The sequence below is a fragment of the Hydrogenophaga pseudoflava genome, from assembly GCF_031020795.1.
GTDB lineage: Bacteria > Pseudomonadota > Gammaproteobacteria > Burkholderiales > Burkholderiaceae_C > Hydrogenophaga > Hydrogenophaga pseudoflava_A.
In genome coordinates this window covers 75,546-101,523 of the sequence record NZ_JAVHJP010000002.1, presented here as the reverse complement: position 1 = coordinate 101,523, position 25,978 = coordinate 75,546, and the positions used below count along the sequence as shown (strand labels likewise).

Here is a 25,978-nt window from a genome sequence, read left to right as displayed (position 1 = left end):
GCCTTCGCGCGCGCGTCATGCGCGCGTGGGCATGCAGGGGGCTGGTACGTTCATTGCAGACAGGGCCGGTGAGCTTTCTTTCCCAACCCACCAGGAACCGCCATGACCACCCTCACCGCCCCCGTCGCGATCGAAGACACCGCCTTTGCCCGTCTCCAGACCGAAGGCCGCCTGCTCAACCCGGTGCTCAAGGCGCCCACCCATGTGGACGGCCGCTTCGGCTTCCGCGGTGAGCTGGCGCTGCGCTTCGCCGCCAAGATGGCCGACGAAGCCCGCCCGCCCGAACTCACCTGCGACCAGGTCATGGCCGTGGCCCGCGCCGGCGAGAAGCACCTGCCCTTCTTCTGCGGCTGGCTGCTGTCCTTCGAATCGCTCAAGGACGTGGCAGAGACGCTGGGCGACACGCTGACCGCCGGCGGCAAGTATTTCCTGTTCTGCGACAACTTGGACCTCTCCAAGAAGTACCAGGTGCCGTACAAGGGCGCGATGTTCTACGTGCTGCCCATCCTGGAGAACACGGTCTACAACGAGATGCTCGAACTGCTCTACCTGGAGAAGGGCGACCTCAAGAAGAAGGACACCGCCGGCAAGCTCGACGCCGTGGCCGACGCCGCGCTCCAGTACGACGTCACCTACGACACCATCACCTACGACGAAGGCCTGGCGCTCATGGGCCCGGTGCGCAACGTCAACGAGAACCGGCCGGTCTGAGCGCCTGACCGGCCGCGATGGACGATGAACCGGTCCAGCCCCACCGCTGGTACAGCACCAACCTCGTGGGCGTGCCTGCGCGGGTGCTGGCCAGCACCGCGTTCAACGCGCACCCGGTGCCCCTGTCCATCGCCGGCACGCGCGAGTGCCACCCCGGCCTGTTCGGCCTGCTCGCGCGCTGCCAGGGCCTGAACGACGCGGCGGAGGTGTTCGTGCACTACCTCGACATCGCCTTCGGCCTGCGCAGCCCCGCCGCCCACGAGGCGGCCGACCTGGGGCCGGCCGAACGCCGGCGCTGGCGCAGCAGCTGGCGCAAGCTGCTGCAGGCCTGGGGCATGGACAACGCCAGCCCCGCCGGAGCCGTGCTCAAGGGCTGGGTGGAAAGCCGCTTCGGCCTGGTGCCCACGCACCACCGCCAGCCGCTGCAGCGCTTTCCGTCGCCGGCCTGGGTCACCTACCTCGAAGAGAAGACATTCAGCCGCCTGCACAACAACAACATCCACCAGCAGCTGGACCTGTTGTTCGAGTTCTGCCAGTGGGCGTTGCAGCGCTTCGGCTTGCCTGGCCATGCGGCTGCGGGGGCGCCCCATGTGCGGCTGTGGCGCGGCAGCACGCGCTGCGACGAACAGCTGGTGGCCGGCTCGCTGCGCGGCCGCCACTGCACCGTGCGGCTGAACAACCTGGTCTCGTTCAGCCTCTCGGAAGAAGACGCCGGCTGCTTCGGCGACTGGGTGTTCGAGGTGCAGGTGCCCGCCAGCAAGCTGCTGGTGTTCCCGGGCCTGCTCACCGGCCAGGTGCTGCAGGGCGAACAGGAGGTGCTGGCCCTGGGCGGCGACTACGAAGTGGTGGCGCGTTATGGCTGATCTTCACCCCGCCCGTTTTCACGCCCGCTTCGACAAGGCCCTGGGCGCCTACCTGGGCCTGGCCATCGGCGACGCCCTGGGCGCCACCGTGGAGTTCATGCGCCCGCGCGAGATCCTGCTGCACTACGGCACCCACCGCGACATCGTCGGTGGTGGCTGGCTCAAGCTCGCGCGCGGCCAGGTCACCGACGACACCACCATGAGCCTGGCCCTGGGCGACGCGCTGCTGCAGGGCGGCACCGGCGGCATCACCGCCCTGCGCGACGGCCAGGACGACGCGCTGGTGCAGACCATCGGCCAGGCCTTTGTCGGCTGGTGGCGCGCCGGCCCGGTGGACTGCGGCAACACCTGCCGCCGCGGCATCCTGCGCTTCCTGCACGAAGGCAGCCTCAGCGGCCCGCCCAACGACGGCGACGGTGGCAACGGCGCCGCCATGCGCAACCTGCCCGTGGCCCTGGTCACGCTGGGCGACCGCGCCGCGTTCGAGCGCCTGTCCATCGCGCAGGCCCATGTCACCCACCACCACCCGCTGTCGGACGCCGCCACGCTGGGCCTGGGCCGGCTGCTGCGCGGGCTGATCGCGGGCGACGACCATGCGCGCCTGTGTCAGCGCATCGACCAGTGGGTGGCCGAAGAACCGGCCTTCCGCCACACGCCCTACCGCGGCCGCGCCACCGCTTACGTGGTGGACACGGTGCAGACCGTGCTGCATTTCGTCCGCACGCACGAGGACGTGGAGGACGCCATCATCGCCACCGTCAACCAGGGCGACGACGCCGACACCACCGGTGCCCTGGTGGGCATGCTGGCCGGCGCGCGCTGCGGCGCCAGCCGCCTGCCCTGGCGCTGGGTCAGCCGCCTGCAGCCGGCCACCGTGCGCGCCATCACCGACCAGACCAGTGGCCTGCTGGCCCTCGCCGACCAGCTGTCCGACACCACCGCCGTCCGCACCGGAGCACACGCATGAGCCACCTCGTCTTCTTCGAAAAACCCGGCTGCGGCGGCAACGCCCGCCAGCGCGCCGCACTGGAGGCCGCCGGCCACACGCTGGAGCGGTGCAACCTGCTGACCGCGCACTGGACGCGAGAAGCCCTGCTGGAATTCCTGGCGCCGCTGCCCGTGGCCGACTGGTTCAACCGCGCCGCCCCGCGCATCAAGACCGGCGAGGTCGTGCCCGAAGCGCTGGACGCCGACGCCGCCCTCGCCCTGCTGATCGCCGAACCCCTGCTGATTCGCCGCCCGCTCATGCAGAACACCGCCGACGGCAGCCGCCACGTCGGCTTCGACACCGACGCTGTCAGCGCCTGGGTCGGTCTGACCCCCTCGGCCCAGCGCCCGGCCTCGCTCGAAGGCTGCAGTTCCCCCACCCACGCCTGCCGCACCGGAGACCACCATGCCGCTGTTTGACTACCACTGCAAAGCCTGCAACGCCGACTTCGAGCTGCTGGTGCGCGCCAGCACCGTGCCCACCTGCCCCCACTGCGCCAGCACCGAGCTGGAGAAGTGCGTCTCGCGCATCGCCCCGGCCGGCAAGATCGAAGCCATCCGCATGTCCAACCGCCGCGCGGCCGACGCGGCCGGCCACTTCAACCACTACAGCCCGTCCGAACGCGCGCGGCTGCTCAAGGGCAAGAGCGTCTGACAGCAGGAACCGCATGAGCACCACCGACCACGGCGCCGAAGCCTTCTTCCGCGAACAGCGCGCCGCCTTCACGCACACCCTGGCCACCCAGGGCAGGCTGCTGCAGGCCTGGGACAGCTTCGACGGCAACGTCGCCATCCAGTGCGAAGGCCAGCCCCCGGTGGACTGCGCCAAGGGTTGCGCCAGCTGCTGCACGCTGCGCGTCACCGCCCTGGCGCCCGAAGTGTTTGTGCTGGCCGACTACCTGCGCGCCACCGCCCCCGCCCTGCAACGCCATGGCATCGACCTGATTGCAGCCGTGCGCGACGCCGACGCCGCCACCCGCGGCCTGAATGAGACCGCCCGCGTGGCCGCGCGCCGCCGCTGCGCCTTCGTCGTCCAGGGCGTGTGCCTCATCCACCGCGCGCGGCCCCTGGCCTGCCGGGGCCACGCCTCACACGACCGGCGCGCCTGCGCCGACGCCGCGGCTGGCCGCGTGGAGGAAGTGCCCTTCTCCGGCCCGCACCGCCTGGTGCGCCTGCTGCTGCAGGCCGCCCTGCAAGCCGCGCTGCGCGACCAGGGCAAAGCCTGGGGCGCCTACGAACTCAACCACGCCCTGGTGCTGGCGCTGGACCGGCCCGACGCACAGGCCGTGTGGAAACAAGGGGAAGACCCGCTGGCGGATGCGGCAGCCGATCTGGAGCTGCGCGAGGCCATGGCGGCAGGGTTTGATGAGATGCGGCATTGAGGCCCGGCGCTGCGGCGGGCTACCGTCGGTTCGGCGAGGCTGCCCACACTGCCCGTCGACGGCCGCAATGCAGCGGTTGCAGTCTGTTGAAACCGAAGTGCGAGTGCACGATGTACGACTCATTGCTGTCGTTCCGTTTGGCACCTGGTGAATAAAGACAGAAGCCGCAGTGCTGGGCACTGCGGCTTCTGAGCTGCAAGACGACTTTTGAAGGCTGTCAGGTCACTTGATGAATCGCACCTGCTGGTTGATCCGCTCCAGGATCGGCTTCTTCTTCTCGTTGAAGACCGCCTTGTTTTCCTCGATCAGGTTCTTGCCTTTGGTGTCGATGGAGATGATGAGCGGGCCGAACTCTTTCACGCGGTTGACCCACAGGGTCTCGGGCATGCCCAAGTCGGTCCACTCGGCGGCCTCGATCTTCTCCACCTGCGTGGCGGCCAGCACCGCGCAGCCACCGGGGAAGATGGCGTGCACGGCCTTGTTCTCCAGGCAACCCTGCTGCGTCTCGGGGCCCATGCCGCCCTTGCCCACGATCAGCTTCACGCCGGTCTGTTCGATGAAGGCCTTCTCGAACTTCTCCATGCGCATGCTGGTGGTCGGGCCGATGGAGACCATCTCGTAGTCGCCGTCGTCCTTCTTGCGCACGATGGGGCCAGCGTGGAAGATCGCGCCGCCCTTGAGCTGCACCGGCAGTTCGCGGCCCTGTTCGATGAGGCGGCGGTGAGCCACGTCGCGGCAGGTCACCAGCGTCCCGGTGAGGTAGACCACGTCGCCGATGTTCAGGGCTTCGAGGTCTTCGTCTTTGATGGGGGTCGTCAGAATTTTTTTCACGACTGGAATCCTTTGTGCGAGATGACTTCGTGCGTCAAGTCGGCGTTGATCTTGATGCGGCCACGGCGGTGCGCCCAGCAGCCGGTGGAGACAGCCACGCCGATGGTGGACGGGTGGCGTGCGGACGATTCGATGTTCACGCCCATCACGCTGTTGTTGCCGGTCAGGCCCTGCGGGCCCAGGCCCAGTTCGTTCAGGCCTTCGGTCAGCAGGTCTTCCATGAGGGCGGCCTTCTCGTTGGCATTGCGCGCGTTCACCGGCCGCAGGATGGCCTTTTTGGAAAGGCGGGCCGCTGTCTCCGCCGAGGTGGACACACCCACCCCCACCAGCAGCGGCGGGCAGGCGTTGACGCCGCGCGAGGTGATGACATCAAACACGAACTCGGCCACGCCTTCGTAGCCCTGGCCCGGCATCAGCACGGTGGCCTTGCCAGGCAGCGTGCAGCCGCCGCCGGCCATGTAGACGTCGATGGTCACGCTGTCGCAGTTGGGCACGATCTCCCAGTCCAGCCACGGGATCTTGCTGCCGGTGTTGGTGCCGGTGTTCTTCTCTTCAAAGGTCTCCACCGCGTTGTGGCGCAGCGGGCCCATGCGGGTGGCTCCGGCGGTGGCGCCCTGCAGAATTTCTTCCAGCTCGCCCAGCAGCGGGAAGTTGGCGCCGGCCTGCAGAAAGTACTGGATCACGCCAGTGTCCTGGCAGCTCGGGCGGTCCAGCTTGTCGGCCGCGTCCTGATTGGCGCGCATCGACTCGTAGACCTCTTTGGCCAGGAAGTTGACTTCCTTCTCGCGCAGTTCGCCGAGCTTCTGGCTCACGTCGGTGGGCAGGCGCTTGCCGATGTGCGAGGTGAATTTCGCCAGCAGATCGGTCAGATCGGCGACAGCGGTGGCTTTGTCCACGGTGGGCTCCTTGAGGGTTGCGGGGTTCACTCGATGACGACCTTGGCGGCTTTGACGAGGGTGGAGAACTTGGCGGTCTCCTGCTCGATCTGGCGCGCCATGTCTTCGGGCTTGTCGCCAATCGGCTGGGCGCCGATCTCGTCCATGCGTTTGACGAACTCGGGCGAGTGGATGATCTTGACCATCTCGGCGTTCAGGCGGGTCACCACGTCCTTGGGTGTGGCGGCAGGCGCCAGCACGCCGAACCAGGTGCCGATGTTGAAACCCTTGAGGCCCACTTCTTCCAGCGTGGGCACGTCGGGCAGCGCCGCCGAGCGTTTGCCCGTGGTCACGGCTAGGGCGCGCAGTTTGCCAGCCTTGATGTGCGGCAGCACTGGCGTGATGGTGTCAAAGCTCATGGTGATCTGGCCGCCCAGCAGGTCGGTCGCCATGGGACCGGAGCCTTTGTAAGGGATGTGGGTGAGGTTGATGGCGGTGAGGTTCTCGAACTGCGTTCCGATCAGGTGCTGCGCCGTGCCGTTGCCGTTGGAGCCGAACACGGCCTTGTCGGGCTTGGCCTTGAGGAAGCTCTGCAGCTCGGCCACGTTTTTTACCGGCGTGGCGGCGTTGACCACCAGCACGTTGGGCACCAGGGCGATGGTGGTGATGGGCGCCAGGTCCTTCTGGAAGTTGTAGGGCAGCTTGGGGTAGACGCTGGTGGCGATGGTGTGGTGCACCGCGCCGATCAGCAGGATGTGGCCATCGGCCTTGGCCTTGGTCACGTAGTCGGCACCGATGGTGGCGCCCGCGCCCGGCTTGTTTTCCACGATCACTGGCGTGCCCATCGCCGTGGACAGACGCTCGCCCAGCGCACGGGCCAACACGTCGGTGGTGCCGCCCGGCGGGAACGGTACCACCAGGCTGATCGGCTTGCTGGGGAAGGCTTGCGCGAAAGCGCTGCCGGACGCCACGGTAGTGGCAATGGCCAAACCGAGCAGTGCGCGACGGGGAAGCGAGGGGGTCATGTTTTGTCTCCGGTTGTGGGTGGATGTGTGCTGACGGGACGGACTGTAGATTTCAGACCACCCGAGCAATCACCCAGAAACTGAATCCATAATTAAGTTGAAATCAACAATCAGGAGGCACCATGAGCGAAGGCATACAGGCTGCCGACCTCGGTTTTTTCTCGGTACTGGCCAGCGCCGGCAGCCTGAGCGCCGCCGCGCGCGAGCTGGGCATCACCACGCCGGCGGTCAGCCGGCGCCTGGCACAGATGGAAGCGCGCCTGGGTGTCGGTCTGGTCAACCGAACGACGCGGCGCATGGGCCTAACACCCGAGGGCGAGCTGACCCTGGAGCACGCGCGCCGCATCCTGGGCGAGATCCAGGATCTGGGCGAGCTGCTGGGTGCGTCCAAGTCCAGCCCGCAGGGTCTGCTGCGCATCAACGCCACACTGGGTTTCGGCCGCACCCACATCGCCCCGCTGATCTCACGCTTCGTGCGGCAACACCCCGGCGTGGACGTGCAGTTGCAGCTTTCGGTCAACCCGCCGCCGCTGACCGACGACGCCTTCGATGTCTGTATCCGCTTCGGCGCGCCACCCGATGCGCGCGTGATCGCGCGCTACATCGCGCCCAACCGGCGCCTGCTCTGCGCGTCACCGGCCTACCTGAAGAAACACGGCACCCCGCGCACGCCACATGAGCTGACGCGGCACAACTGCATCGGCATCCGCCAGGGCGAAGAGGCCTACGGCACCTGGCGACTCACCCACGGTCGTGGCAAACAAGCGATCACCGAAGCGGTCAAGACCCGCGGCAGCCTGACCACCAACGACGGCGAGATCGCGGTCAACTGGGCGCTGGACGGCCACGGCATCCTGATGCGAGCTGAATGGGACATTGAGCGCTACCTGAAAAGCGGTCGACTGGTGCAGGTGCTCCCGCAGTGCTTCACGCCCGACGCCGACATCTACGCTGTGTATCCGCAGCGTCACCAGATGGCTGCGCGTGTGCGGGCGTTTGTGGATTCTGTGGCTTTGGCGTTCTCGCCACCAATCGGCCAGGGAACGGCGGACTGAGTGACCGGCTGAAGTATTCGCGAACATCAGAGTACTGAGATGTGCCTCCGGTCCAAGCCTCAAGTGGTCATGCCATAGCGTTGGAAGGCGGATTTGCGCAATAGCTGTCGGAGACGATATGCAAAGTCCGTTGAATTCACTGCACAAAAACTGAGATGCCGCATAGCCGCCCTTGGTGAACTTCGGCTGTCAGCCTAACGCGGTCTCAGTGTCGTTGTAGAAGCACGCGCTCATCAGGACTTTGCTGCCTCGCTGTGCAGCCAGGAGAGAAACGCCTCGACCGTCGGGCGCTTGGCGTGGCGATCGGGGTAGACCGCGAAGTGGGCTTTGACGCAGACAGCCTGATCCATGCCGAACGGCGCCTTGAGCTTCCCATCCTTCAGGTGACCACCCGCGTTCATGGCGCTTTCCAGCGCCACACCCAAACCCTGTGTCGCCGCGTCCAGTGACATCTGCGCCCTGTCAAAGCGCAGCGCGAAGCGGTCGGGCGCGCGCAGCTTCGTGAAGCGGCCGAACCAGTCGGACCACTGCACGATGCTCACGTTGCTCTGGATCAGCGGCACTTCCAGCAGCTGTTCGACCCGCTTGAGCTTGTGCGCCTTGACGAAGGCCGGACTGGCCAGCGGCAGGATGGCTTCTTCAAACAGCGGCTCCACCACCAGGTCGCCCCATTGCGGGATGCCGTAGCGGATATCGATGTCGGACTGGCCGAGCGCGAAGTCGCTGGGTGTGTGGGCGGCCGAGAGGTTGAGCGAAATGTCCGGGTAGGCCTGCGCGAAGCGGTGCAGCCTCGGCATGAGCCAGAGGCTGGCGATGCTGGGCGCGGAGTGCACGTACAGGCTGTTGCGGATGCCCTGCCTGAGGTCGTCGGTGGCGGCGGCGATGGCGTTGAGCGCCGCGCCCACGTGTAACCGGTAGTGCTCGCCCGCAGGGCTCAGGCGCACGCCGTGCGCGCTGCGCTCGAACAGGCGCACGCCCAGATGCGATTCGAGCCGCGAGACCTGGTGGCTGATGGCCGAGGCGGTGAGGTGCAGCTCGACCGCGGCCAGTGCGAAGCTGCGGCGCCGGGCCACCGCTTCGAAGGCCTGCAGGTTGGCAATGGGGGGCAAGGCGGCCATGGGGTGAACCCTGTGGTTAGATGACGTTATGTCATCTTACGCTGACCTTTTATCGCTTGTCATCAGCATGACCGGCTTTGAGAATCCGTTCCCAGCACTGATCAACTCATGGAGACAAGACACATGCTGCTCAAGGACAACGTGGCCATCATCACCGGCGGTGCCGGCGTCAATGGCCTGGGCTTCGCCACCGCCCGCCTCATGGCCGCACAGGGCGCCAAGGTCGCCATCCTCGATCTGGAGCGCGCCGACCCGGCCGGCGCCGCCGCGCAGATCGGCCACGGCGCCATCGGCCTGGTCGCTGATGTGACCGACAAGGCTTCGTGCGACGCTGCCGCGGCCGCCGTGCTCCAGGCCTTCGGCCGAATCGACACGCTGGTCAACAACGCCGGCATCACCCAGCCTGTGAAAACACTGGAGATCACCGGCGCCGACTACGACCGCATCCTCGACGTGAGCCTGCGCGGCACGCTCTACATGTCGCAGGCCGTGCTGCCCGCCATGCGCCAGCAGCAAAGCGGCTCCATCGTCTGCATCTCGTCGGTATCGGCGCAGCGCGGCGGCGGCATCCTGGGTGGGCCGCACTACTCGGCCGCCAAGGCCGGCGTGCTCGGTCTGGCCCGCGCCATGGCGCGCGAGTTCGGCCCGGAGAGCATCCGCGTCAACTGCATCACACCCGGCCTGATCGGTACCGACATCATTAAAGGCAAACTCACCGAAGAGAAGAAGGCCGAGATCGCCGAGACCATCCCGCTGGCCCGCCTGGGCCGTGCCGACGACATCGCCGGCGCCTGCGTGTTCCTGGCCAGCCCTCTGTCCACCTACTGCACCGGCATCACGCTCGACGTGAACGGCGGCATGTTGATTCATTGATTGCTTCCGCTCCCTCACACATACCCACAACCACTGGAGACAACACCATGCAACGCAACACCTTCACCCGCACCCTGCTCGCCGCCTGCGCCCTGGCCGCAGCCCTGCCCCTGGCCGCGCAGGCCCAGGCTACCAAACTCACGCTGGGCCACGGCGCCGCGCCGGGCAACCCGCGCCACGAAGCGGCCGTCAAATTCGCAGAGGTGGTGAAGGCCAAGTCGGCCGGTCGCATCGAGGTGCAGGTGGCGCCCTCGGCCCAGCTGGGCGACGACGCCGCCATGGTCACGGCTGTGCGCACCGGCGCGCTGGACATGACCGCCAACTCGCAGGGCGCCGTGTCGGTGGCCGTGCCCGAGTACGCGGCCTACGGCATGCCCTTCATGTTCTCCACGCCGGCGCAGGCCTTCAAGCTGCTCGACGGCCCGCTGGGCCAGGAGCTGGCGCAGAAATCGGCCGACAAGGGCATGGTGGTGCTGGGCTACTGGGACAACGGCATCCGCCACATGACCAACAGCAAGCGCCCCATCGGCAAAGTCGAGGACATGAAGGGCCTGAAGATGCGCACCCCGCCCGACGCGGTGCTGGTGGACATCATGCAGGCGCTGGGTGCCGAGGCGCAGCAGATCAAGTTCGCCGAGCTGTACGTCGCGTTGCAGCAGGGCGTGGTGGACGGTCAGGAGAACCCGCTGGTCAATATCCACGCCAGCAAGATCTACGAGGTGCAGAAGCACCTGGCGCTGACCAGCCACATGTTCCAGATGACACCCTTCCTGATGAGCAAGCGCACCTGGGACCGCCTGTCCGACGCCGACAGGAAGGCCGTGCAGGACGCCGCCGCCGAGGCCACCGCGCTGCAGCGCAAGCTCTCGGCCGACGCCGACGCCAAGCTGCTGGACGACCTCAAGGCCAAGGGCGTGCAGGTGACGACGGTGGACAAGGCCGCCTTCGCCAAGGCCACCGCTGCGGTGGACGACAAGTGGCTGGCCACGCCCATTGGCCCGTACCTCAAGAAGGTGATCGCCGCCGCGCGCTGAGCACCCCACCGATCGCCCAAAGGAGCTTTCCCATGAACCTGATCGAGCGCGCCGTGGTCGGCCTGTGCCGGCTGATGCTGTGGATCAGCACGGCCGTCATCTTCGTGATCCTGGTGGGCAACACCGTGCTGCGCTATGGCACCGGCAGCAGCCTGCAGTGGGCCAACGAGGTGCCCGAGCTGCTGTTCCCCTGGCTGGTCATGTCGGGCGTGGTGCTGGCCGCGGCGCACGGCGCCCACATCACCACCAGCTTCCTGATGGACGCGGTGCCAGCGGCGCTGCGCCGCTGGACCGCCATCGGCACCTGGCTGGTGGTCGCGGCGCTCTACGCCACGCTGTCCTGGTCCACCTTCCAGATGCTGGAGATCGTGCACGACGAGAAATCGCCCATCCTGCAAGTGCCCGGTTCGTTCACCTACGGCTGCGTCATGGCCGGGCTGCTGATGCTGGGCCTGCTGGCCATCAAGTCGGCCTGGAACGCCTGGACCACACCACCGGTGGAGCACGACCCGGACGCCGAGCCGGCCGTGCCGGAAGCGCACTGGTAAGCCCCACAGCCCACGCCAAGGAACCCGCCATGAGCGCCCTCATCCTGTTCGTCTTTCTCGGGGCGGCCGTGCTGGCCGTGCCCATCGCACACGCACTGCTGGTGGCCGCCATGGCCGCCGCAGCGACCTCCGACCGCGTGCCGCTCGATCTGCTGGTGCAGCAGATGGTGGCGCAGGTGCAGAGCTTCCCGCTGATCGCCATTCCCTTCTTCATGCTCACCGGCTCGCTGATGATGGGCGGGCGCCTGGGCGCAGCGCTGGTCGGCGTGCTGAGCACGCTGATCGGCCGCTTCCACGGCGGCCCGGCGCAGGTGGGCGTGCTCTCGTCCACGCTGTTCGGCGGTGTCTCGGGCTCGGCGGTTGCCGACGCCTCGGCCATCGGCTCGCTGCTGATCCCCTGGCACAAGCGCCTGGGCTACCCGCCGGCCTTCTCGGCCGCCACGCTGGCCGCCGCAGCGACCATCGACATCCTGATCCCGCCCTCGATCCCGATGATCCTGTTCGCACTGACGGCCAACGCCTCCATCGCGGCGCTGTTCGTCGCCGGCATCCTGCCGGGCATCCTGATGTGCGGCGGCTTCATGTTCATGTGCTGGTTCGTGGGCAAGCGCCGCAACTTCCCGCGCGACACCACGCCCATCGACTGGAATGCCTTCCGCACCCACCTGATGTACGCCTCACCCGCGCTGCTGCTGCCGGTGCTGATCGTGCTGTTCCTGCGCTTTGGCATCGCCACGCCGACCGAGGTGGCCGTGCTGTCAACGCTCTACGCCGGGGTCGTGTCGGTGGTGGTTTACCGCGACCTGTCGTTCAAGCGCCTGAACGACGCCGTGGTCTCTGCCGGCCTGGCCACGGGTGTGGTGCTGCTGGTGATCATGGCGTCCGCCGCCATCGGCTGGCTGCTCACCTACGACCAGATGCCCAGCGGCGTGGCCAACTGGATCACCCAGAACGTGAGCCAGGACTGGATCGTGATCCTGATCATGAACCTGCTCATGCTGTTCATCGGCATGTTCATCGACCTGCCCGCCGCCGTGCTGCTGCTGACCCCGGTGTTCCTGCCGCTGGCACAGAGCATCGGCATGGACCCGGTGCAGCTGGGCATCATGATGGTGGTGAACCTGGCCGTCGGCCTCTACACCCCGCCGGTGGGCACCACGCTGTTCATCACCAGCGCACTGGCCAAGGTCAAGGTCGGCCAGACGGTGCGCGAACTCGGCCCGTTCTACCTCGTGGCCTTCCTGGTCCTGGCACTGGTGTCCTACGTGCCGGCGTCCATCCTCCGCTGACCGCTTCTTCTTCCCCCCGCTTCCACACAGGAGATTTCCATGACTTCCGCCGCAGACAAACTGCCGGCGCTGGCCCGGTGCGCCCATCGCATCCGCCGCTACGCCGTCCGCATGGGTGAGGTTCAGGGCCAGGGCTACATCGGCCAGGCCCTGGGCTGGGCCGACGTGCTGGCCGTGGCCTACGGCCACGCGCTCAACCTGCAACCGCAGAACCCCGAATGGGAAGGCCGCGACCGCTTCCTGCTCTCGCACGGCCACTACGCCATCGCCCACTATGCGGCGCTGATCGAGGCCGGCGTGATTCCGCAGGAAGAGCTGGAAACCTACGGCAGCGACGACAGCCGCCTGCCCATGAGCGGCATGGCCACCTACACGCCGGGCATGGAAATCTCCGGCGGTTCGCTGGGCCAGGGCCTTGTCATCGGCGTGGGCATGGCGCTGGGCCTCAAGCAGAAGAAGAACCCGGCCTTCGTCTACAACTCCATGAGCGACGGTGAACTCGACGAGGGCTCGACCTGGGAAGCCGCCATGTCGGCCGCGCACCACCAGCTCGACAACCTGATCTGCCTGGTGGACATCAACAACCAGCAGGCCGACGGCCCCAGCTCCAAGGTGCTGGGCTTCGAGCCGCTGGCCGACAAATGGGCCGCGTTCGGCTGGCACGTGCAGCGCATCGACGGCAACGACCTGGCCGCCGTGCTCGCCGCTTTCGACACCGCGCGCCACCTCAAAGAAGCCAAGCCGCGCGTGATCCTGTTCAACACGCTGATGGGCAAGGGCGTGCCCTTCCTCGAAACGCGCGATAAGAACCACTTCATCCGCGTCGACCCGCCCGAGTGGCAGCAGGCCCTCGCCATCCTCGACCAGAACGCCCCCTAAGGAGCCGCCGCATGAACACCGTCGCTGAAAAGAAACCGCGCCTGACCACCTCCGCCATGATCGCGTCCATCGCGGGCAAGGGGCAGCGCGTCAAGGCCGCTCCCTTCGGCAAGGCCCTGGTGGAACTGGCCGCGAACCGCCCCGAGATCGTGGGCATGACCGCGGACCTGGCCAAATACACCGACCTGCACCTGTTCGCGCAGGCCTACCCCGAGCGCTTCTACCAGATGGGCATGGCCGAGCAGCTGCTCATGGGCGCGGCCGGCGGCATGGCCAAGGAAGGCCTGATCCCGTTCGCCACTACCTACGCCGTGTTCGGCACGCGCCGCGCCTACGACTTCATCCACCAGGTGATCGCCGAGGAAAACCTGAACGTGAAGATGTGCCTGGCCCTGCCCGGCCTGACCACCGGTTACGGCCCCAGCCACCAGGCCACCGAAGACATCGCCATGATGCGCGGCATCCCCGGCCTGACCATCATCGACCCCTGCGACGCGCTCGACATCGAACAGGCCGTGCCGCAGATGGCCGCGCACAACGGCCCGGTCTACATGCGCCTGCTGCGCGGCAACGTGCCGCTGGTGCTGGACGAATACGACTACTCGTTCGAGCTGGGCAAGGCCAAGCGCCTGGTGGACGGCGACGAGGTGCTCATCGTCTCCAGCGGCTTCATGACCATGCGCGCGCTGGAAGTGGCCAAGGCGCTGCAGGCCGACAACATCGGCGTGGCGGTGCTGCACTGCCCGACCATCAAGCCGCTGGACGAAGCCACGATCCTGGCCGAGGTGCAGCGCAAACCACGCCTGGTGGTGGTGGCCGAGAACCACTCGGTGGTCGGCGGCCTCGGCGAAGCCGTGGCCAGCAGCCTGCTGCAGAACGGCGTGGCGCCTGCGCGCTTCCGGCTGGCGGGCCTGCCCGACGCTTACCTGGACGCTGGCGCGCTGCCCACGCTGCACGACCGATACGGCATCAGCACCGAGGTGCTGAGCCAGCGCGTCAAGACCTGGCTGGGTTGAACGCCGTAGAGCGGTTTGCAGGGCTTCCGTCGAATGTCCGCTCACGACGGAAGCTGTCCGCCAGGTCAGCGCATTGAATGGCTTGTGGCAGCCTGAAGCCGTTATCGCCTGTGGGCGCTGCCAGGCGTGCCCACGCTGACTGCGACGAAGCGGCTGTTGGGCACCGCGACCGGTGCTGGCCCGAATGCAAAAGAACCTTGTGCCACGGGCGTCAGGCCCGTTGAGGCTTCACACGGCGGAATGAACGTGCGAATGCGCACAGACCCGCTGGTCCCGCGTCTTTACGGTCTGTATGGCGCAGAGCACAAGGCGACGGAGTTCCCGGCGCTCGACTGGCTCTTCGCCAACAGGAGCTCCGATGGCCATCACCGCAACAGTGACAGCTGAGGACAGGCGGCGGCAACAGAAGCCCTCGCCTGAAGCGGCACATGATCCGCTGCACCGGTACCGGTCCAAGCGCAACTTTGCGCTCACGCCGGAGCCCGAAACCGGCGGTCAGTCCACAGCCGATCGGTTGCGTTTCGTCGTTCAGAAGCATTGGGCCAGCAGCCTGCACTACGACTTCCGGCTGGAACTCGACGGCACGATGAAAAGCTGGGCGGTGCCCAAGGGGCCCAGTTTCGATCCGACCGTCAAACGCATGGCGGTGCAGGTGGAGGATCACCCGCTGTCCTACGCGGACTTCGAAGGCACCATCCCGGCCAGACAGTACGGCGCTGGCAAGGTCATCGTGTGGGACGCCGGAACATGGCTTCCTTTGCAGGACCCGCGACAAGGGCTTCAAGACGGCAACCTGAAGTTCGAGCTGCAGGGCCACAAGCTGCACGGCCGCTGGGTGCTGGTGCGCATGAAGGGCAGAGGCGACAAGCAGCCCGCCTGGCTGCTGATCAAGGAGAAGGACGCGCACGCCCGAAGCGCCGCCGACTACAGCGTGGTCGACGAGCTGCCGGCGAGCGTGAAGTCGCTGGGAGCTGCATCGCGCGAAGCAACCGCCGCTCACCCACACCTGCCCGCCGGGGCCGTGCCATCGGCGTTGCCGCCCACTCTCTCTCCCCAGCTGGCCACCCTGGTGGCAGGGCCGCCGAAAGATGCGGCCGAATGGCTCTTTGAGATCAAGTTCGATGGCTACCGCGTGCTGGTGCGCAACGACGCTGCGGGCGCGCGCCTGTTCACCCGCAATGGCCACGACTGGACAGACAGGCTGCGGCCGCTGCAAAGCGCCTTCGAGGGCCTGCAGCTGCCGCCGGGCTGGTACGACGGCGAAATCGTGGTGCCCGACGATGCGGGCATCCCCGACTTCGGCGCGCTGCAGCAGGCGTTTGACACGCAGCGGGTGAACGATGTGGTCCTGTACCTGTTCGATGTGCCTTACGCCGCCGGGCACGACCTGCGCAACGCTCCACTGCAGGCGAGGCGTCTGTTCCTGAAAGGGCTGCTTGCGGCTTCAGGCTCGGACAGCGTCCGCTTCAGCGAGGCGTTTGATGCGGACCCGACGAGTGTGGTCGCCTCCGCGTGCAAGCTGGGCCTGGAGGGCGTGATCGCCAAACGCCTCGGCAGCACCTACCGGTCTTCGCGGTCGGCCGACTGGGTCAAGCTCAAGTGCAGCCAGCGGCAGGAATTCGTGATCGGCGGCTACACCGCCCCGCAGGGCGCGCGCACTGGCTTCGGCGCGCTGCTGCTGGGCGTGAACGATGCGCAGGGGGCGCTGCAGTACGCCGGCGATGTCGGCACGGGCTTCAGCGAAAAGGTCCTGAAAGACCTCAAGAAGAAGCTCGATGCGCGGGCGCGCCGCACCAGCCCGTTCGCAGCCGGCTCGAAGATCGACGGCAGGCCGCAGTGGGTCGCTCCGACCCTGGTCGCCGAGGTGAGCTTCGGGGAATGGACACGCGCCGGCCACATCCGGCACGCCGTTTTTCGGGGCCTGCGGACCGACAAGGAGGCCAGCATGGTCGTGCGAGAGAAAGCCAAGCGCCTGGCGCCCGCCAAGGCGTCGAACACCGTCCCTGCGCGCAAGGCGCCGGCCCTGTCCAATCGTCTGCATGTGACCAATCCGCAGCGGGTGATCGACGCCCGCTCGGGCACCACCAAACTCGATCTGGTTCGTTACCACCGCCTCGTCGGCGCGCTGATGATGAAACACCTGAAGGGCCGGCCGGTGTCGCTGCTGCGCGCGCCGGATGGCGTGAACGGCCAGTTGTTCTTCCAGAAGCACGCGGAGACCGAGAAGCTGCCCGGCATGCGACAGCTGGATCCCGGCCTCGACCCCGACCATCCGCCGATGATCGAGGTGGCCACCCGGCAAGGCCTGCTGTCCGCGGCGCAATGGAACGTGATCGAGTTCCACACGATGAACGCCGGCGCAGCGTCTTTCGAGCACCCGGACCGCATGGTGTTCGACCTCGATCCCGGGGAAGGTGTGGCCTGGCCCCAGGTGCAGGAGGCGGCGCTACTGGTGCATGCGTTCCTGGACCAGCTCGGCCTGGCGTCATTCCTGAAGACCAGCGGCGGCAAGGGACTGCACGTCGTGGTGCCCGTCAAGCGCCTGCACGACTGGGCCACCGTCAAGGGGTTCTCCCAGGCCGTCGTGGCGCACATGGCCGAGACGATTCCGAAACGTTTCGTCGCCCGCAGCGGCCCGAAGAACCGGGTCGGCAAGATCTTCATCGACTACCTGCGCAACGGGCTCGGGGCCACCACGGTGTGCGCCTGGTCGGCGCGGGCGCGGCCGGGGCTGGGCATCTCCGTCCCGGTGGCCTGGGGTGAACTGCCCACGTTGCGCGGGGGCGACCACTGGTCCGTGAAGACGGTGCACGAGCGACTGGACACGGGCAATGAACCCTGGAGCGGATACGCCCGGGCGGCACGCGGCCTCGGCCCTGCGATGTCGGCCCTGGGCTACACACCGCCTGTTGCGTGAGTCGCCCATGAGCCGCCCCTTTCGCCCCCCTACTTTCGGCCCGTTGCCGAACAAGGAGTTCCCATGCCCCGTGTGATCTGGAAAGGCGCCATCACCTTCGGCCTCGTGCATGTGCCCGTGGCCCTCTACCCGGCCTCGCAAGATGTCGGCATCGACTTCGACTGGCTCGACAAGCGGTCGATGGACCCGGTGGGCTACAAGCGCGTGAACAAGCGCACCGGCAAGGACATCCAGGCCGAAAACATCGTCAAGGGCATCAAGCAGGACGACGGCGAATACGTGATCCTGAGCGAAGAGCAGATCAAGGCGGCGTATCCGAAGTCGACGCAGACCATCGAAATCGAGTCCTTCGTCAAAGCGAGCGAGATTCCCTTCACGCTGCTGGAAACGCCCTACTACCTGGAGCCCGTGGGCAAGGGCGAGAAGGTCTACGCCCTGCTGCGAGAAGCGATGTTCGAGGCCGGTGTGATCGGCATCGCGCGGGTGGTGATGCACACCAAGGAGCGCCTGGCGGCGTTGATTCCATCCGGGGCGGCCCTGGTGCTCAACACCATCCGCTGGGCCGGCGAGATCCGCCCCCTGGAGGACCTGAAGCTGCCGGCCGAAGGCAAGACCGCCGCCGGCCTGAAGCCGGCCGAACTGAAGATGGCCGCGCAGCTCATCGCCGACATGACCGGCCCCTGGAAGGCTGACGACTACTCCGACAAGTTCAGCGATGCCATCCTGGCGCTCGTGAGAAAGAAGATCGAAGCCGGCGAAACCACCACGGTGACGACGCTCGAAGAGGCTCCTTCGGAGGCGGGAACGAGCAACGTCGTCGATCTCACCGCCTTGCTCACGAAGAGTCTGGCCAAACGCAAGCCAGGGAGCAGCGATGGGGACGACACCCGCAGCAAGCCGGCCAGCGCGAAGAAGCCCGCAGCCAAGACCTCGACCCGACGGCGGGCATGACGGCGGTCATGGTGCGCCTGGATGGGTCGACAGCCCCCGGCTCCAGGAACATGATAGGCAGCGTCGCTCGCGCACTACAGGAGGTTCATCACATGCCCACGGAAGTCTTTGATGCCATCGTCGTCGGCGCTGGCCAGGCCGGCCCCGCCTTGGCCGCTCGCTGTGCCCGCGAAGGGCTGCGCACCGCCGTGATCGAGCGCCACCTTTTCGGCGGTACATGTGTGAATGTGGGCTGCGTGCCCACCAAGACCCTGGTGGCCAGCGCGCGTGCGGTGCGCCAGGCGCAGCGCGGCGCCGAGTACGGCTTTGACGCGGGTGACATCCGGGTGAACATGGCGCGGGTGAAGGCGCGCAAGGAAGGCGTCGTGCTGCACTCGCGAAAAGCGGTGGAAGCGTGGATGCGAGGTCTGGCCCACACCGAGGTGATCACCGGTGAGGCGCGTTTTGTGGCGCCGGCCACCCTGGAGGTGAACGGCCGCCAACTGAGCGCCCCACGCATCTTCCTCAACGTGGGTGGACGCTCGGTCCGCCCAGACCTGCAAGGCATTGACGATGTGACCACGCTGGACAACGTGTCGGTGATGGAGCTGGGGGCCGTGCCCGAGCACCTGGTCATTGTGGGTGGCAGCTACATCGGCCTGGAGTTCGCGCAGATGATGCGTCGCTTCGGCGCCCAGGTGACGGTGGTGGAGCGCTCCGCGCGTCTGCTGCCGCGCGAAGATGTCGACGTGTCGGACGGCATCCGCGAGATTCTTCAGGCAGAGGGTGTGCACTTCGAGTTGGAGGCCGAGTGCCTGTCGCTGGCACCGACCGCCGGTGGCATCACCGTGGGCGCGCAATGCGCCAGAGAAAGTACGCCGATTGTCGCCAGCCATGTACTGCTGGCCGTGGGCCGCCGACCCAACACCGACGGGCTCGGCCTGGAACACGCCGGTATCCACATGGACGCCAAGGGCTACATCGAGGTGGACGACCAGTGCCGCACAAGCGCAACGGGGGTGTGGGCGGTGGGTGACTGCAACGGCAAAGGTGCCTTCACCCACACAGCCTGGAACGACCACGAAATCGTGGTGGCCAACCTGTTCGACAACGACCCGCGCCGCATCTCGGACCGTATTCCCTGCTACGCGCTCTTCATCGACCCGGCGCTGGGCCGCATGGGTATGTCCGAGACCGAAGCCCGCGCGAGCGGCCGGCGGGTGCTGATGGGCAAGATGCCGATGCAGAAGGTGGGGCGCGCGCGCGAAGCCGGTGAGACCCAGGGTTTCATGAAGGTGCTGGTGGATGCAGACACGCGGCTGCTGCTGGGCGCGGCCATCCTCGGCCTCAATGGTGACGAGGTGGTGCACAGCCTTCTGGACCAGATGGCCGCCGGCCAGCCCTGCGACGTGATGGCCCGCACCGTGCACATCCACCCCACGATATCGGAGCTGCTACCAACGCTGCTTCAGCAGTTGAAGCCACTGGACGAGCACTGAGGGCGCTTCGCAACCTCTGTGCAGACGTCAGAGGGCGGGCAGCACGGTGGCGCTGCAGTCACCGAAGCCGATGGAGCGGAAGCCGTCGCGCGCGCAGCGGCCACGCAGCTGGATGCGATCCCCGTCTTGCAGGAAGCTGCGGGTTTCACCGTTGGCCAGCGTGATCGCCCGCTTCCCGCCTTCGGTCATTTCCAGCAGCGAACCGGCCTGCTCGCGCAGCGGACCGGACAGGGTGCCCGAACCGAACAGGTCACCCGCCGACAGCGCGCAGCCGTTGACCGTGTGGTGCGCCACCAGCTGGGCCGGCGTCCAGAAGGCCGCCTCTGCAGCGTTCGAGCGGCTGATGACTTCGGGCGGAACGCCGGCGTCGCGCATGGCCCGGGTCTGTAGCAGTACGTCCAGATCGATGTCCATGGCGCCGGAACGGCGGTTGGCTTCGGTGTCGAGATAAGGAAGCGGATCGGGATGCCCGGCGGGCCGCCGCAGCGCGGTGCGGAACGGCGCCAGCGCGTCCAGCGTCACCATCCACGCCGAAAGCGTGCTGGCGAAGTTCTTGGACAGGAACGGCCCCAGCGGCTGGTACTCCCAGGCCTGCAGGTCGCGCGCGCTCCAGTCGTTGAACAGGGTCACGCCGAACAGGTGGTCTTCGGCCTCGGCCAGCGGGATGGCGTGGCCCATCGCATTCGGGCGGCCGATCACGAAGCCCAACTCCAGTTCCAGGTCCAGCCGCTGCGACGGGCCCAGCACCGGCGCCGCCGCATCGGCCGCCTTGACCTGCCCCTTGGGCCGGTGAAAGTCGCGCCCGCTGACCTGCAGCGTGGAGGCTCGGCCGTGGTAACCGATGGGCACCCATTCGTAGTTGGGCAGCAGCGGGTTGTCGGGTCGAAACAGCTTGCCCACCGCCGTGGCGTGGTGGATGCCGATGTAGAAGTCGGTGTAGTCGCGGATCTCGCAGGGCAGGCCCGGCTCCACGGCGCTCTGTGCGTGCAGGTGGCGTTCCCAGCGACCGGCCTGCGCGCTGCCGGTGGCCAGCCCGGCGCTGATCTGCGCCCGCAGCTCGCGCCGGGTCTCGGGCTTGAGCCGGATCAGCCGGTTCATGTCGCTGTGGTTGATCAGGCCGGCGCCGCGCAGGTCCAGCACCTGGTCGCCGATGGCGACGCCAATGCGCCACTCCGGGTCGTCTTCCACCCGGAAGCGGCCGAAGGGCAGGTTCTGCACGGGGAAGTCGGTGTCCGGCGCGTTGGCGGACTCGACCCAGCTGGTCAGCGCCGGGTCGTGGGTGTGGTCGATGGAGCTCAAGGCAGGTCCTTCAGTCCAGGGCCTTGAAGGTCTTGTCGTGCATCCAGGCCGCGTGTTTGGGCGCGCGTTTGGTCTTTGCCCATTCGTCGAGCATGGCCCACTTCACTTCGTCCAGGTCCCGGTGCATCTTCGGCGTGCCCACGTCGGCGCACAGCTCCAGCCGGTGACCGTTGGGATCGAAGAAATAGATGCTCTTGAAGATGGTGTGATCGGTCGGGCCCAGCACCTCGATGCCGGCGGCCTGCAGCCGCTCCTTCGTCGCTTCGAGCATGCCCAGGCTGCCGATCTTGAAGGCGATGTGCTGCACCCATTCCGGCGTGTTGCCGTCGCGGCCCATCTCGGGCGAGTTGGGCAACTCGAAGAAGGCCAGCACATTGCCCTGCCCCGCGTCCAGGAACACGTGCATGTACGGGTCGGGCGCCTTGGTGGAGGGCACCTGGTCTTCGGCGATCGCCAGCACGAAGTCCATGTTCAGGTGCTTGACGTACCACTCCACGGTTTCCTTGGCGTCCTTGCAGCGGTAGGCCACATGGTGGATGCGGTCAATTTTCAGTTCGCTCATGTCATGCCTCGGTGCTGTCAACTTGAATGGCGCCGCGTCGGATCTGGTCACGCTCCAGTGACTCGAACAGCGCCTTGAAGTTGCCTTCGCCAAAGCCTTCGTCGGCCTTGCGTTGAATGAACTCGAAGAACACAGGCCCCAGCAGTGTCTCGCTGAAAATCTGCAGCAGCAGGCGCTTCTCGCCGCCTGCGGTGGAGCCGTCCAGCAAGATGCCACGCGCCTGCAGTTCGGGCACCGGCTCGCCGTGTCCCGGCAGGCGCTCGGCCAGCATCTCGTAGTAGATGTGATTGGGTGCGGTGATGAGCGGGATGCCCGCCAGCTGCAGCGCGTCCACGCTGGCCAGCAGGTCGTCGGTCTGCAGCGCGATGTGCTGGATGCCCTCGCCGTTGAACTGCATCAGGAACTCTTCGATCTGGCCGCCGGTCTTGCCCGATTCTTCGTTCAGCGGGATGCGGATCAGGCCGTCGGGTGCGGTCATGGCACGGCTGGTCAGGCCGGTGTACTCGCCCTTGATGTCGAAGTAGCGGATCTCGCGGAAGCCGAAGATCCTTTCGTAGAAGCCGCCCCAGAAGGCCATGCGGCCCTTGTAGACGTTGTGGGTGAGGTGGTCGATCAGCTTGAAACCGTGGCCCACCGGGTGGCGGTCCACGCCCCCGATGAAATCGAAGTCGATGTCGTAGATGCTCTTGCCGTCCTCAAACCGGTCGATCAGGTACAGCGGCGCGCCGCCGATGCCCTTGATCGCCGGCAGGCGCAGCTCCATCGGGCCGGTCGGGATCTCGATGGGCTGCGCTCCCAGCTCCAGCGCGCGGGCATAGGCCTGGTGCGCGTCCCTCACGCGGAAGGCCAGGCCGCAGGCGCTGGGGCCGTGCTCGGCCGCGAAGTAGCCGGCCAGGCTGCGCGGCTCGCGGTTGACGATGAAGTTGATGCCGCCCTGGCGGTAGAGCACCACGTCTTTCGAGCGGTGTTTGGCCACCAGGGTGAAGCCCATCTTCTCGAACAAGGGTTCGAGCACGTGGGCCTGCGGCGCGGCGAATTCGACGAACTCGAAGCCGCACAGGCCCATGGGGTTGTCAAAGAGGTCGGGCATGGTCAATCCAGCTTGATGTTGGCCTTGGCCACCAGACGCGCATAGCGGTCCTGTTCAGACCTCAGGAACCTGGCCGCTGCCTCCGGTGTCGTCGGGTTGATGACGTTGTCCTGCTTGGCCATGGCGACTTTGACCTCGGGGTCGTTGAACGCGGCGACCACGGCCTTGTGCAGGCGCTCCACCTGCGCAGCGGGAAGGCCCTTGGGGCCCACCATGGCGAACCAGCCGGCCACGTCCACGTCCGGGAAGCCTTGTTCGGCGATGGTGGGCACGTCGGGCAGCGATGGCACGCGCTGCTTGCCCATGACACCAATGGCCTTCATGCGACCCGAAGCCAGGTGCCCCTGGGCCGCGGCCACGGCGGCCACGCCGAACTCGACCTGGCCGGCAATGATGTCGGTCATCATCGGACCCATGCCCTTGTAGGGGACGTGCTGCACCTGCACCTCCGCCGCGTCGACGAACATCTCGCCGGCCAGGTGGATGATGGTGCCGTTGCCCGACGAGGCCAGGTTGTAGGCGCCCGGCTTGCTCTTCAGGAAGGCCTGCAGCTCCTTGGCGTTCTTCGCCGGCACCTTGTTGGGGTTGACCACCAGCACGAAGGGCGATCCGCCCACCACGCTGATGGGCGTGATGTCGGCCAGGCTGTCGTAGGGCATGTTCTTGAACATGATCGGGTTGACCGCGTGGTTGTTCGAGATGAAGCCCACGGTGTTGCCATCGGGCGCAGCCTTGACGATGGCCGAGGTGCCGGTGATGCCGCCCGCGCCGGGCAGGTTCTCGATCACCACGGCCTGGCCACCCAGGGCCTTGGACAAGGCGTTCTGCGCGGCGCGCACGATGGTGTCCACCCCGGAGCCGGCGCCCAGCGGCAGGATCACGCGCAGCGGTGCGGTGGATTGCGCCCATGCAGGGGCAGCAGCCAACAGGCACGAGGCCGCCAGGGTGATGAGGGAACGGCGCTTGAAGGAAGGGGTCATGGTGGTCTCCTGGTTTTGATAGAAAAGCGAGGTCAAACGGAAGCGGGGGTGAGGCGGCCCAGCACCTCCTCGGTGTGTTCACCAATGGCCGGTAGCGGGCTGCGCACACCGGGACGACGGCCACCCATCAGCAGCGGCAGCAGCACGGTCTGGGTCTCGCCACCGTCTTCGGTGCCCATGGGCACCAGGCCGCCGCTGGCGATCAGGTGTTCGTCGTGCACCAGCTGGTCCGGGCGAACCACCTTGGCGTAGGGCAGCCCGGCCGCCTGCAACTGGGTGCACAGGGTTTCCAGGTCCAGATGCCGCAGCGTCTCGCCCAGCTTTTTCAGCAGATCGGGACGCACCGCCACGCGCTGCGCATTGGTCGCGAGCGCCGGGTCGCGGGCCAGGTCGGGGCGGCCAATCACCTCGCACAACGAGAGGAATTGCTTGTCACTGACCGCCCCGATGAACAGCTGCTCGCCAGCCGCCACGGTGAAGGTGTCGTACACGCTCCAGGCGGAGATGCGCGAGGGGAACGGCGGTGGCACCTCGCCGGTCATGAGGTACTGCTGCATGTGCTGCGAGGCCAGCAGGGCGCAGTTCTCGAACAGTGCGCTCTGGATTTCCTGGCCTTGTCCGGTTCGCTCGCGCTCGCGCAGCGCAGCCAGCACGCCGATGGCGCCAAACATGCCCCCCATGATGTCGTTCACCGACGTTCCAGCGCGCAGCGGGCGACCCACCGGGCCAGTCATGTAGGTCAGGCCCGCCATGTTCTGCACCACCTCGTCCAGTGCCAGCCGGTTCTCGTAGGGGCCGGGCAGGAAGCCCTTGTGCGAGATATAGATCAGGCGCGGGAACAGCGCGCGCAGCGCCTCGCTGCCCAGACCCAGCTTGTCCATCAGACCCGGGCGGAAGTTCTCCAGCAGCACGTCGCACTGGCCGATGAGTTCCCTGGCCGTGGCCAGGCCCTCTTCGGTGTGGATGTCGAGCACCACGCTCTTCTTGTTGCGGTTGAAGCTGCGGAAGAAACCGATGCCCAGGCCCGGCAGGGTGCGCGTCTTGTCGCCGCCGGGCGGCTCGATCTTGATGACCTCGGCGCCGAGATCGGCCAGGATCATGCCGCAGGTCGGGCCCATGACCATGTGGGTGAATTCGATGACGCGCACACCTTCAAGGGGAAGGCCGGTGGATTCGGTGGACATGGTGGGTATCCGGTTCTTTGGAGGGGAAACAGGTTCAGTGGGCGGCTGACAAAGTCACAGTGGTCTTCGGCAGGCCGGCGCGCCAGAGCGTTCCGTGGGTGGGTTCACCCGGCAGCCAGCCCACCACCTTGGCGCGCAGCGCCAGCAGCCGATCGATATCGATGCCTGTGCTCACGCCGCAGGCCTGCAGCATGAACGCCAGGTCTTCGCTGGCGGCGTTGCCGCTGGCGCCGGGCGCGTGCGGGCAGCCGCCGATGCCGGCGAGCGAAGCGTCGAAGCGGGTCACGCCCACCTCGAGCGCGGCGTAGGCGTTGGCCAGCGCCAGGCCTCGCGTGTCGTGGAAATGGCCGCAGCAGAAGCGGTCGCCGGCGATCTTGAGCGCCTGCTCGAACAGGCGGCTCACCGAGGCCGGGTCGGCATAACCCACCGTGTCGGCCAGGCTCACGCGGTCGGCGCCGGCGTCCAGCAGGGCCTGCATCAGGCGCAGCACCTCGCTGTGTTTCACCTCGCCCTGGATGGTGCAACCGAAGGCCGTGCCTACGCCACCTTCGATCAGCGTCTGGCTGCCCGCCGCGTCGCGTGCGGCACGGATGCGCTTCATCTCGTCCACCACCTCGTCAGGCGTCTTGCGCAGGTTGGCCAGACTGTGCGCGCGGCTGGCCGACAGCGGCAGGATCATCAGGTGCGCGCCACCGTCGATGGCGCGCTCGGCGCCCTTGAGGTTGGGCACCAGCACGCTGGCCTTGAGGCCCGGCAGGGTCCTGGCAAAGGCCAGCACCTCGCCGGTGTCGGCCAGCTGTGGCAGCAGCTTTGGCGGCACGAAGGAGCCGACCTCGATCTCGCGCTGGCCGGCGGCAAAGGCGTCGGCGATCCACTCGCATTTGTGTGCGGTGGACACCAGGGTGGGGATGCTTTGCAGGCCATCACGGAGGCCGACTTCGCGGATCACGGCGTGGCTGGGCAGGTGGACCATGGGCGGGGTTTCCAGTGGGTGAACAGCTTGACGGGTTGGAGTCTATGATTTCCATTTC

Annotated in this window: 26 protein-coding genes; 16 read left to right on the top strand and 10 right to left on the bottom strand. The window is 67.1% G+C overall.

The window, feature by feature from the left end:
- Positions 1–102: 102 nt before the first annotated feature.
- From RCO38_RS06190 to RCO38_RS06165, 6 genes are read left to right on the top strand one after another with little or no spacing between them, the layout of a single operon-like run.
- Positions 103–711: a hypothetical protein gene (locus RCO38_RS06190; protein ID WP_308327443.1), complete on the top strand. Its 609-nt coding sequence runs from the start codon at positions 103–105 to the stop codon at positions 709–711.
- A gap of 17 nt (positions 712–728) precedes the next feature.
- Positions 729–1,574 carry an NAD(+)--dinitrogen-reductase ADP-D-ribosyltransferase gene (locus RCO38_RS06185; protein WP_308327442.1) on the top strand — a complete coding sequence of 282 codons (846 nt, stop codon included), beginning with the start codon at positions 729–731 and terminating at the stop codon, positions 1,572–1,574.
- Positions 1,567–2,541 carry an ADP-ribosyl-[dinitrogen reductase] hydrolase gene (gene draG / locus RCO38_RS06180; protein ID WP_308327441.1) on the top strand — a complete coding sequence of 325 codons (975 nt, stop codon included), beginning with the start codon at positions 1,567–1,569 and terminating at the stop codon, positions 2,539–2,541. The genes RCO38_RS06185 and draG overlap by 8 nt, the downstream gene beginning before the upstream one ends.
- A complete protein-coding gene (locus RCO38_RS06175; RefSeq protein ID WP_308327440.1) occupies positions 2,538–2,981 on the top strand; it encodes an ArsC/Spx/MgsR family protein in 444 nt (147 codons plus the stop codon). The genes draG and RCO38_RS06175 overlap by 4 nt, the downstream gene beginning before the upstream one ends.
- Complete coding sequence (locus tag RCO38_RS06170) at positions 2,968–3,216, top strand: FmdB family zinc ribbon protein (protein WP_308327439.1); 249 nt, start codon at positions 2,968–2,970, stop codon at positions 3,214–3,216. The genes RCO38_RS06175 and RCO38_RS06170 overlap by 14 nt, the downstream gene beginning before the upstream one ends.
- A 13-nt stretch (positions 3,217–3,229) precedes the next feature.
- Positions 3,230–3,943 (top strand): YkgJ family cysteine cluster protein, encoded by a 714-nt coding sequence (locus tag RCO38_RS06165; protein ID WP_308327438.1) that lies wholly within the window; start codon positions 3,230–3,232, stop codon positions 3,941–3,943.
- 222 nt (positions 3,944–4,165) lie between these two features.
- On the opposite strand, the gene ttdB is transcribed toward RCO38_RS06165, so the two are convergent.
- Genes ttdB through RCO38_RS06150 form a run of 3 tightly spaced genes read right to left on the bottom strand, consistent with a single transcriptional unit; the run spans position 4,166 to position 6,674 of the window.
- Positions 4,166–4,774 (bottom strand): L(+)-tartrate dehydratase subunit beta, encoded by a 609-nt coding sequence (gene ttdB, locus RCO38_RS06160; RefSeq protein WP_308327437.1) that lies wholly within the window; start codon positions 4,772–4,774, stop codon positions 4,166–4,168.
- Entirely contained in the window at positions 4,771–5,670 is a 900-nt protein-coding gene (ttdA, locus tag RCO38_RS06155; protein ID WP_308327436.1) for a L(+)-tartrate dehydratase subunit alpha, read from the bottom strand. Before ttdA ends, ttdB begins: the two co-directional genes overlap by 4 nt.
- A 26-nt stretch (positions 5,671–5,696) precedes the next feature.
- A complete protein-coding gene (locus RCO38_RS06150) occupies positions 5,697–6,674 on the bottom strand; it encodes a Bug family tripartite tricarboxylate transporter substrate binding protein (RefSeq protein ID WP_308327435.1) in 978 nt (325 codons plus the stop codon).
- 122 nt (positions 6,675–6,796) lie between these two features.
- Here RCO38_RS06150 and RCO38_RS06145 point away from each other — a divergent pair, with 122 nt between their 5' ends.
- The gene (locus RCO38_RS06145) at positions 6,797–7,729 is read left to right on the top strand and encodes a LysR substrate-binding domain-containing protein (RefSeq protein ID WP_308327434.1); all 933 of its coding nucleotides are present in this window, start codon (positions 6,797–6,799) and stop codon (positions 7,727–7,729) included.
- 233 nt (positions 7,730–7,962) lie between these two features.
- On the opposite strand, the gene RCO38_RS06140 is transcribed toward RCO38_RS06145, so the two are convergent.
- Complete coding sequence (locus tag RCO38_RS06140) at positions 7,963–8,847, bottom strand: LysR substrate-binding domain-containing protein (RefSeq protein WP_308327433.1); 885 nt, start codon at positions 8,845–8,847, stop codon at positions 7,963–7,965.
- 123 nt (positions 8,848–8,970) lie between these two features.
- Between RCO38_RS06140 and RCO38_RS06135 the strand changes: the two genes are divergently transcribed.
- The 9 genes from RCO38_RS06135 to RCO38_RS06095 all read left to right on the top strand — a co-directional run bounded on the left by RCO38_RS06135 (position 8,971) and on the right by RCO38_RS06095 (position 19,832).
- Positions 8,971–9,720: an SDR family NAD(P)-dependent oxidoreductase gene (locus RCO38_RS06135; RefSeq protein WP_308327432.1), complete on the top strand. Its 750-nt coding sequence runs from the start codon at positions 8,971–8,973 to the stop codon at positions 9,718–9,720.
- 47 nt (positions 9,721–9,767) lie between these two features.
- Positions 9,768–10,754 (top strand): TRAP transporter substrate-binding protein, encoded by a 987-nt coding sequence (locus tag RCO38_RS06130; RefSeq protein ID WP_308327431.1) that lies wholly within the window; start codon positions 9,768–9,770, stop codon positions 10,752–10,754.
- A gap of 32 nt (positions 10,755–10,786) precedes the next feature.
- Positions 10,787–11,302 carry a TRAP transporter small permease gene (locus RCO38_RS06125; protein ID WP_308327430.1) on the top strand — a complete coding sequence of 172 codons (516 nt, stop codon included), beginning with the start codon at positions 10,787–10,789 and terminating at the stop codon, positions 11,300–11,302.
- 29 nt (positions 11,303–11,331) lie between these two features.
- A complete protein-coding gene (locus RCO38_RS06120; protein ID WP_308327429.1) occupies positions 11,332–12,591 on the top strand; it encodes a TRAP transporter large permease in 1,260 nt (419 codons plus the stop codon).
- 39 nt (positions 12,592–12,630) lie between these two features.
- Complete coding sequence (locus RCO38_RS06115) at positions 12,631–13,470, top strand: transketolase (protein WP_308327428.1); 840 nt, start codon at positions 12,631–12,633, stop codon at positions 13,468–13,470.
- Between the two features lie 11 nt (positions 13,471–13,481).
- Entirely contained in the window at positions 13,482–14,486 is a 1,005-nt protein-coding gene (locus RCO38_RS06110) for a transketolase family protein (RefSeq protein WP_308327427.1), read from the top strand.
- 358 nt (positions 14,487–14,844) lie between these two features.
- On the top strand, positions 14,845–17,403 hold the full coding sequence (gene ligD / locus RCO38_RS06105) for a DNA ligase D (RefSeq protein WP_308327426.1): 2,559 nt from the start codon (positions 14,845–14,847) through the stop codon (positions 17,401–17,403).
- 63 nt (positions 17,404–17,466) lie between these two features.
- Positions 17,467–18,354, top strand: a complete 888-nt coding sequence (gene ku / locus RCO38_RS06100; protein WP_308327425.1) for a non-homologous end joining protein Ku — start codon at positions 17,467–17,469, stop codon at positions 18,352–18,354.
- A 92-nt stretch (positions 18,355–18,446) separates the two neighbouring features.
- Entirely contained in the window at positions 18,447–19,832 is a 1,386-nt protein-coding gene (locus tag RCO38_RS06095; protein ID WP_308327424.1) for an FAD-containing oxidoreductase, read from the top strand.
- 27 nt (positions 19,833–19,859) lie between these two features.
- Here RCO38_RS06095 and fahA read toward each other — a convergent pair whose 3' ends face one another.
- The 6 genes from fahA to RCO38_RS06065 are packed head-to-tail and all read right to left on the bottom strand — an operon-like array spanning position 19,860 to position 25,920.
- A complete protein-coding gene (gene fahA, locus RCO38_RS06090; protein WP_308327423.1) occupies positions 19,860–21,131 on the bottom strand; it encodes a fumarylacetoacetase in 1,272 nt (423 codons plus the stop codon).
- Between the two features lie 10 nt (positions 21,132–21,141).
- Positions 21,142–21,684 (bottom strand): VOC family protein, encoded by a 543-nt coding sequence (locus tag RCO38_RS06085; RefSeq protein ID WP_308328059.1) that lies wholly within the window; start codon positions 21,682–21,684, stop codon positions 21,142–21,144.
- A gap of 10 nt (positions 21,685–21,694) precedes the next feature.
- Complete coding sequence (gene hppD / locus RCO38_RS06080) at positions 21,695–22,783, bottom strand: 4-hydroxyphenylpyruvate dioxygenase (protein ID WP_308327422.1); 1,089 nt, start codon at positions 22,781–22,783, stop codon at positions 21,695–21,697.
- Positions 22,784–22,785: 2 nt separating this feature from the next.
- Positions 22,786–23,763: a Bug family tripartite tricarboxylate transporter substrate binding protein gene (locus RCO38_RS06075; protein WP_308327421.1), complete on the bottom strand. Its 978-nt coding sequence runs from the start codon at positions 23,761–23,763 to the stop codon at positions 22,786–22,788.
- A 32-nt stretch (positions 23,764–23,795) separates the two neighbouring features.
- A complete protein-coding gene (locus tag RCO38_RS06070) occupies positions 23,796–24,947 on the bottom strand; it encodes a CaiB/BaiF CoA transferase family protein (RefSeq protein ID WP_308327420.1) in 1,152 nt (383 codons plus the stop codon).
- Between the two features lie 34 nt (positions 24,948–24,981).
- Positions 24,982–25,920 (bottom strand): hydroxymethylglutaryl-CoA lyase, encoded by a 939-nt coding sequence (locus tag RCO38_RS06065; protein WP_308327419.1) that lies wholly within the window; start codon positions 25,918–25,920, stop codon positions 24,982–24,984.
- Between the last annotated feature and the right edge of the window lie 58 nt (positions 25,921–25,978).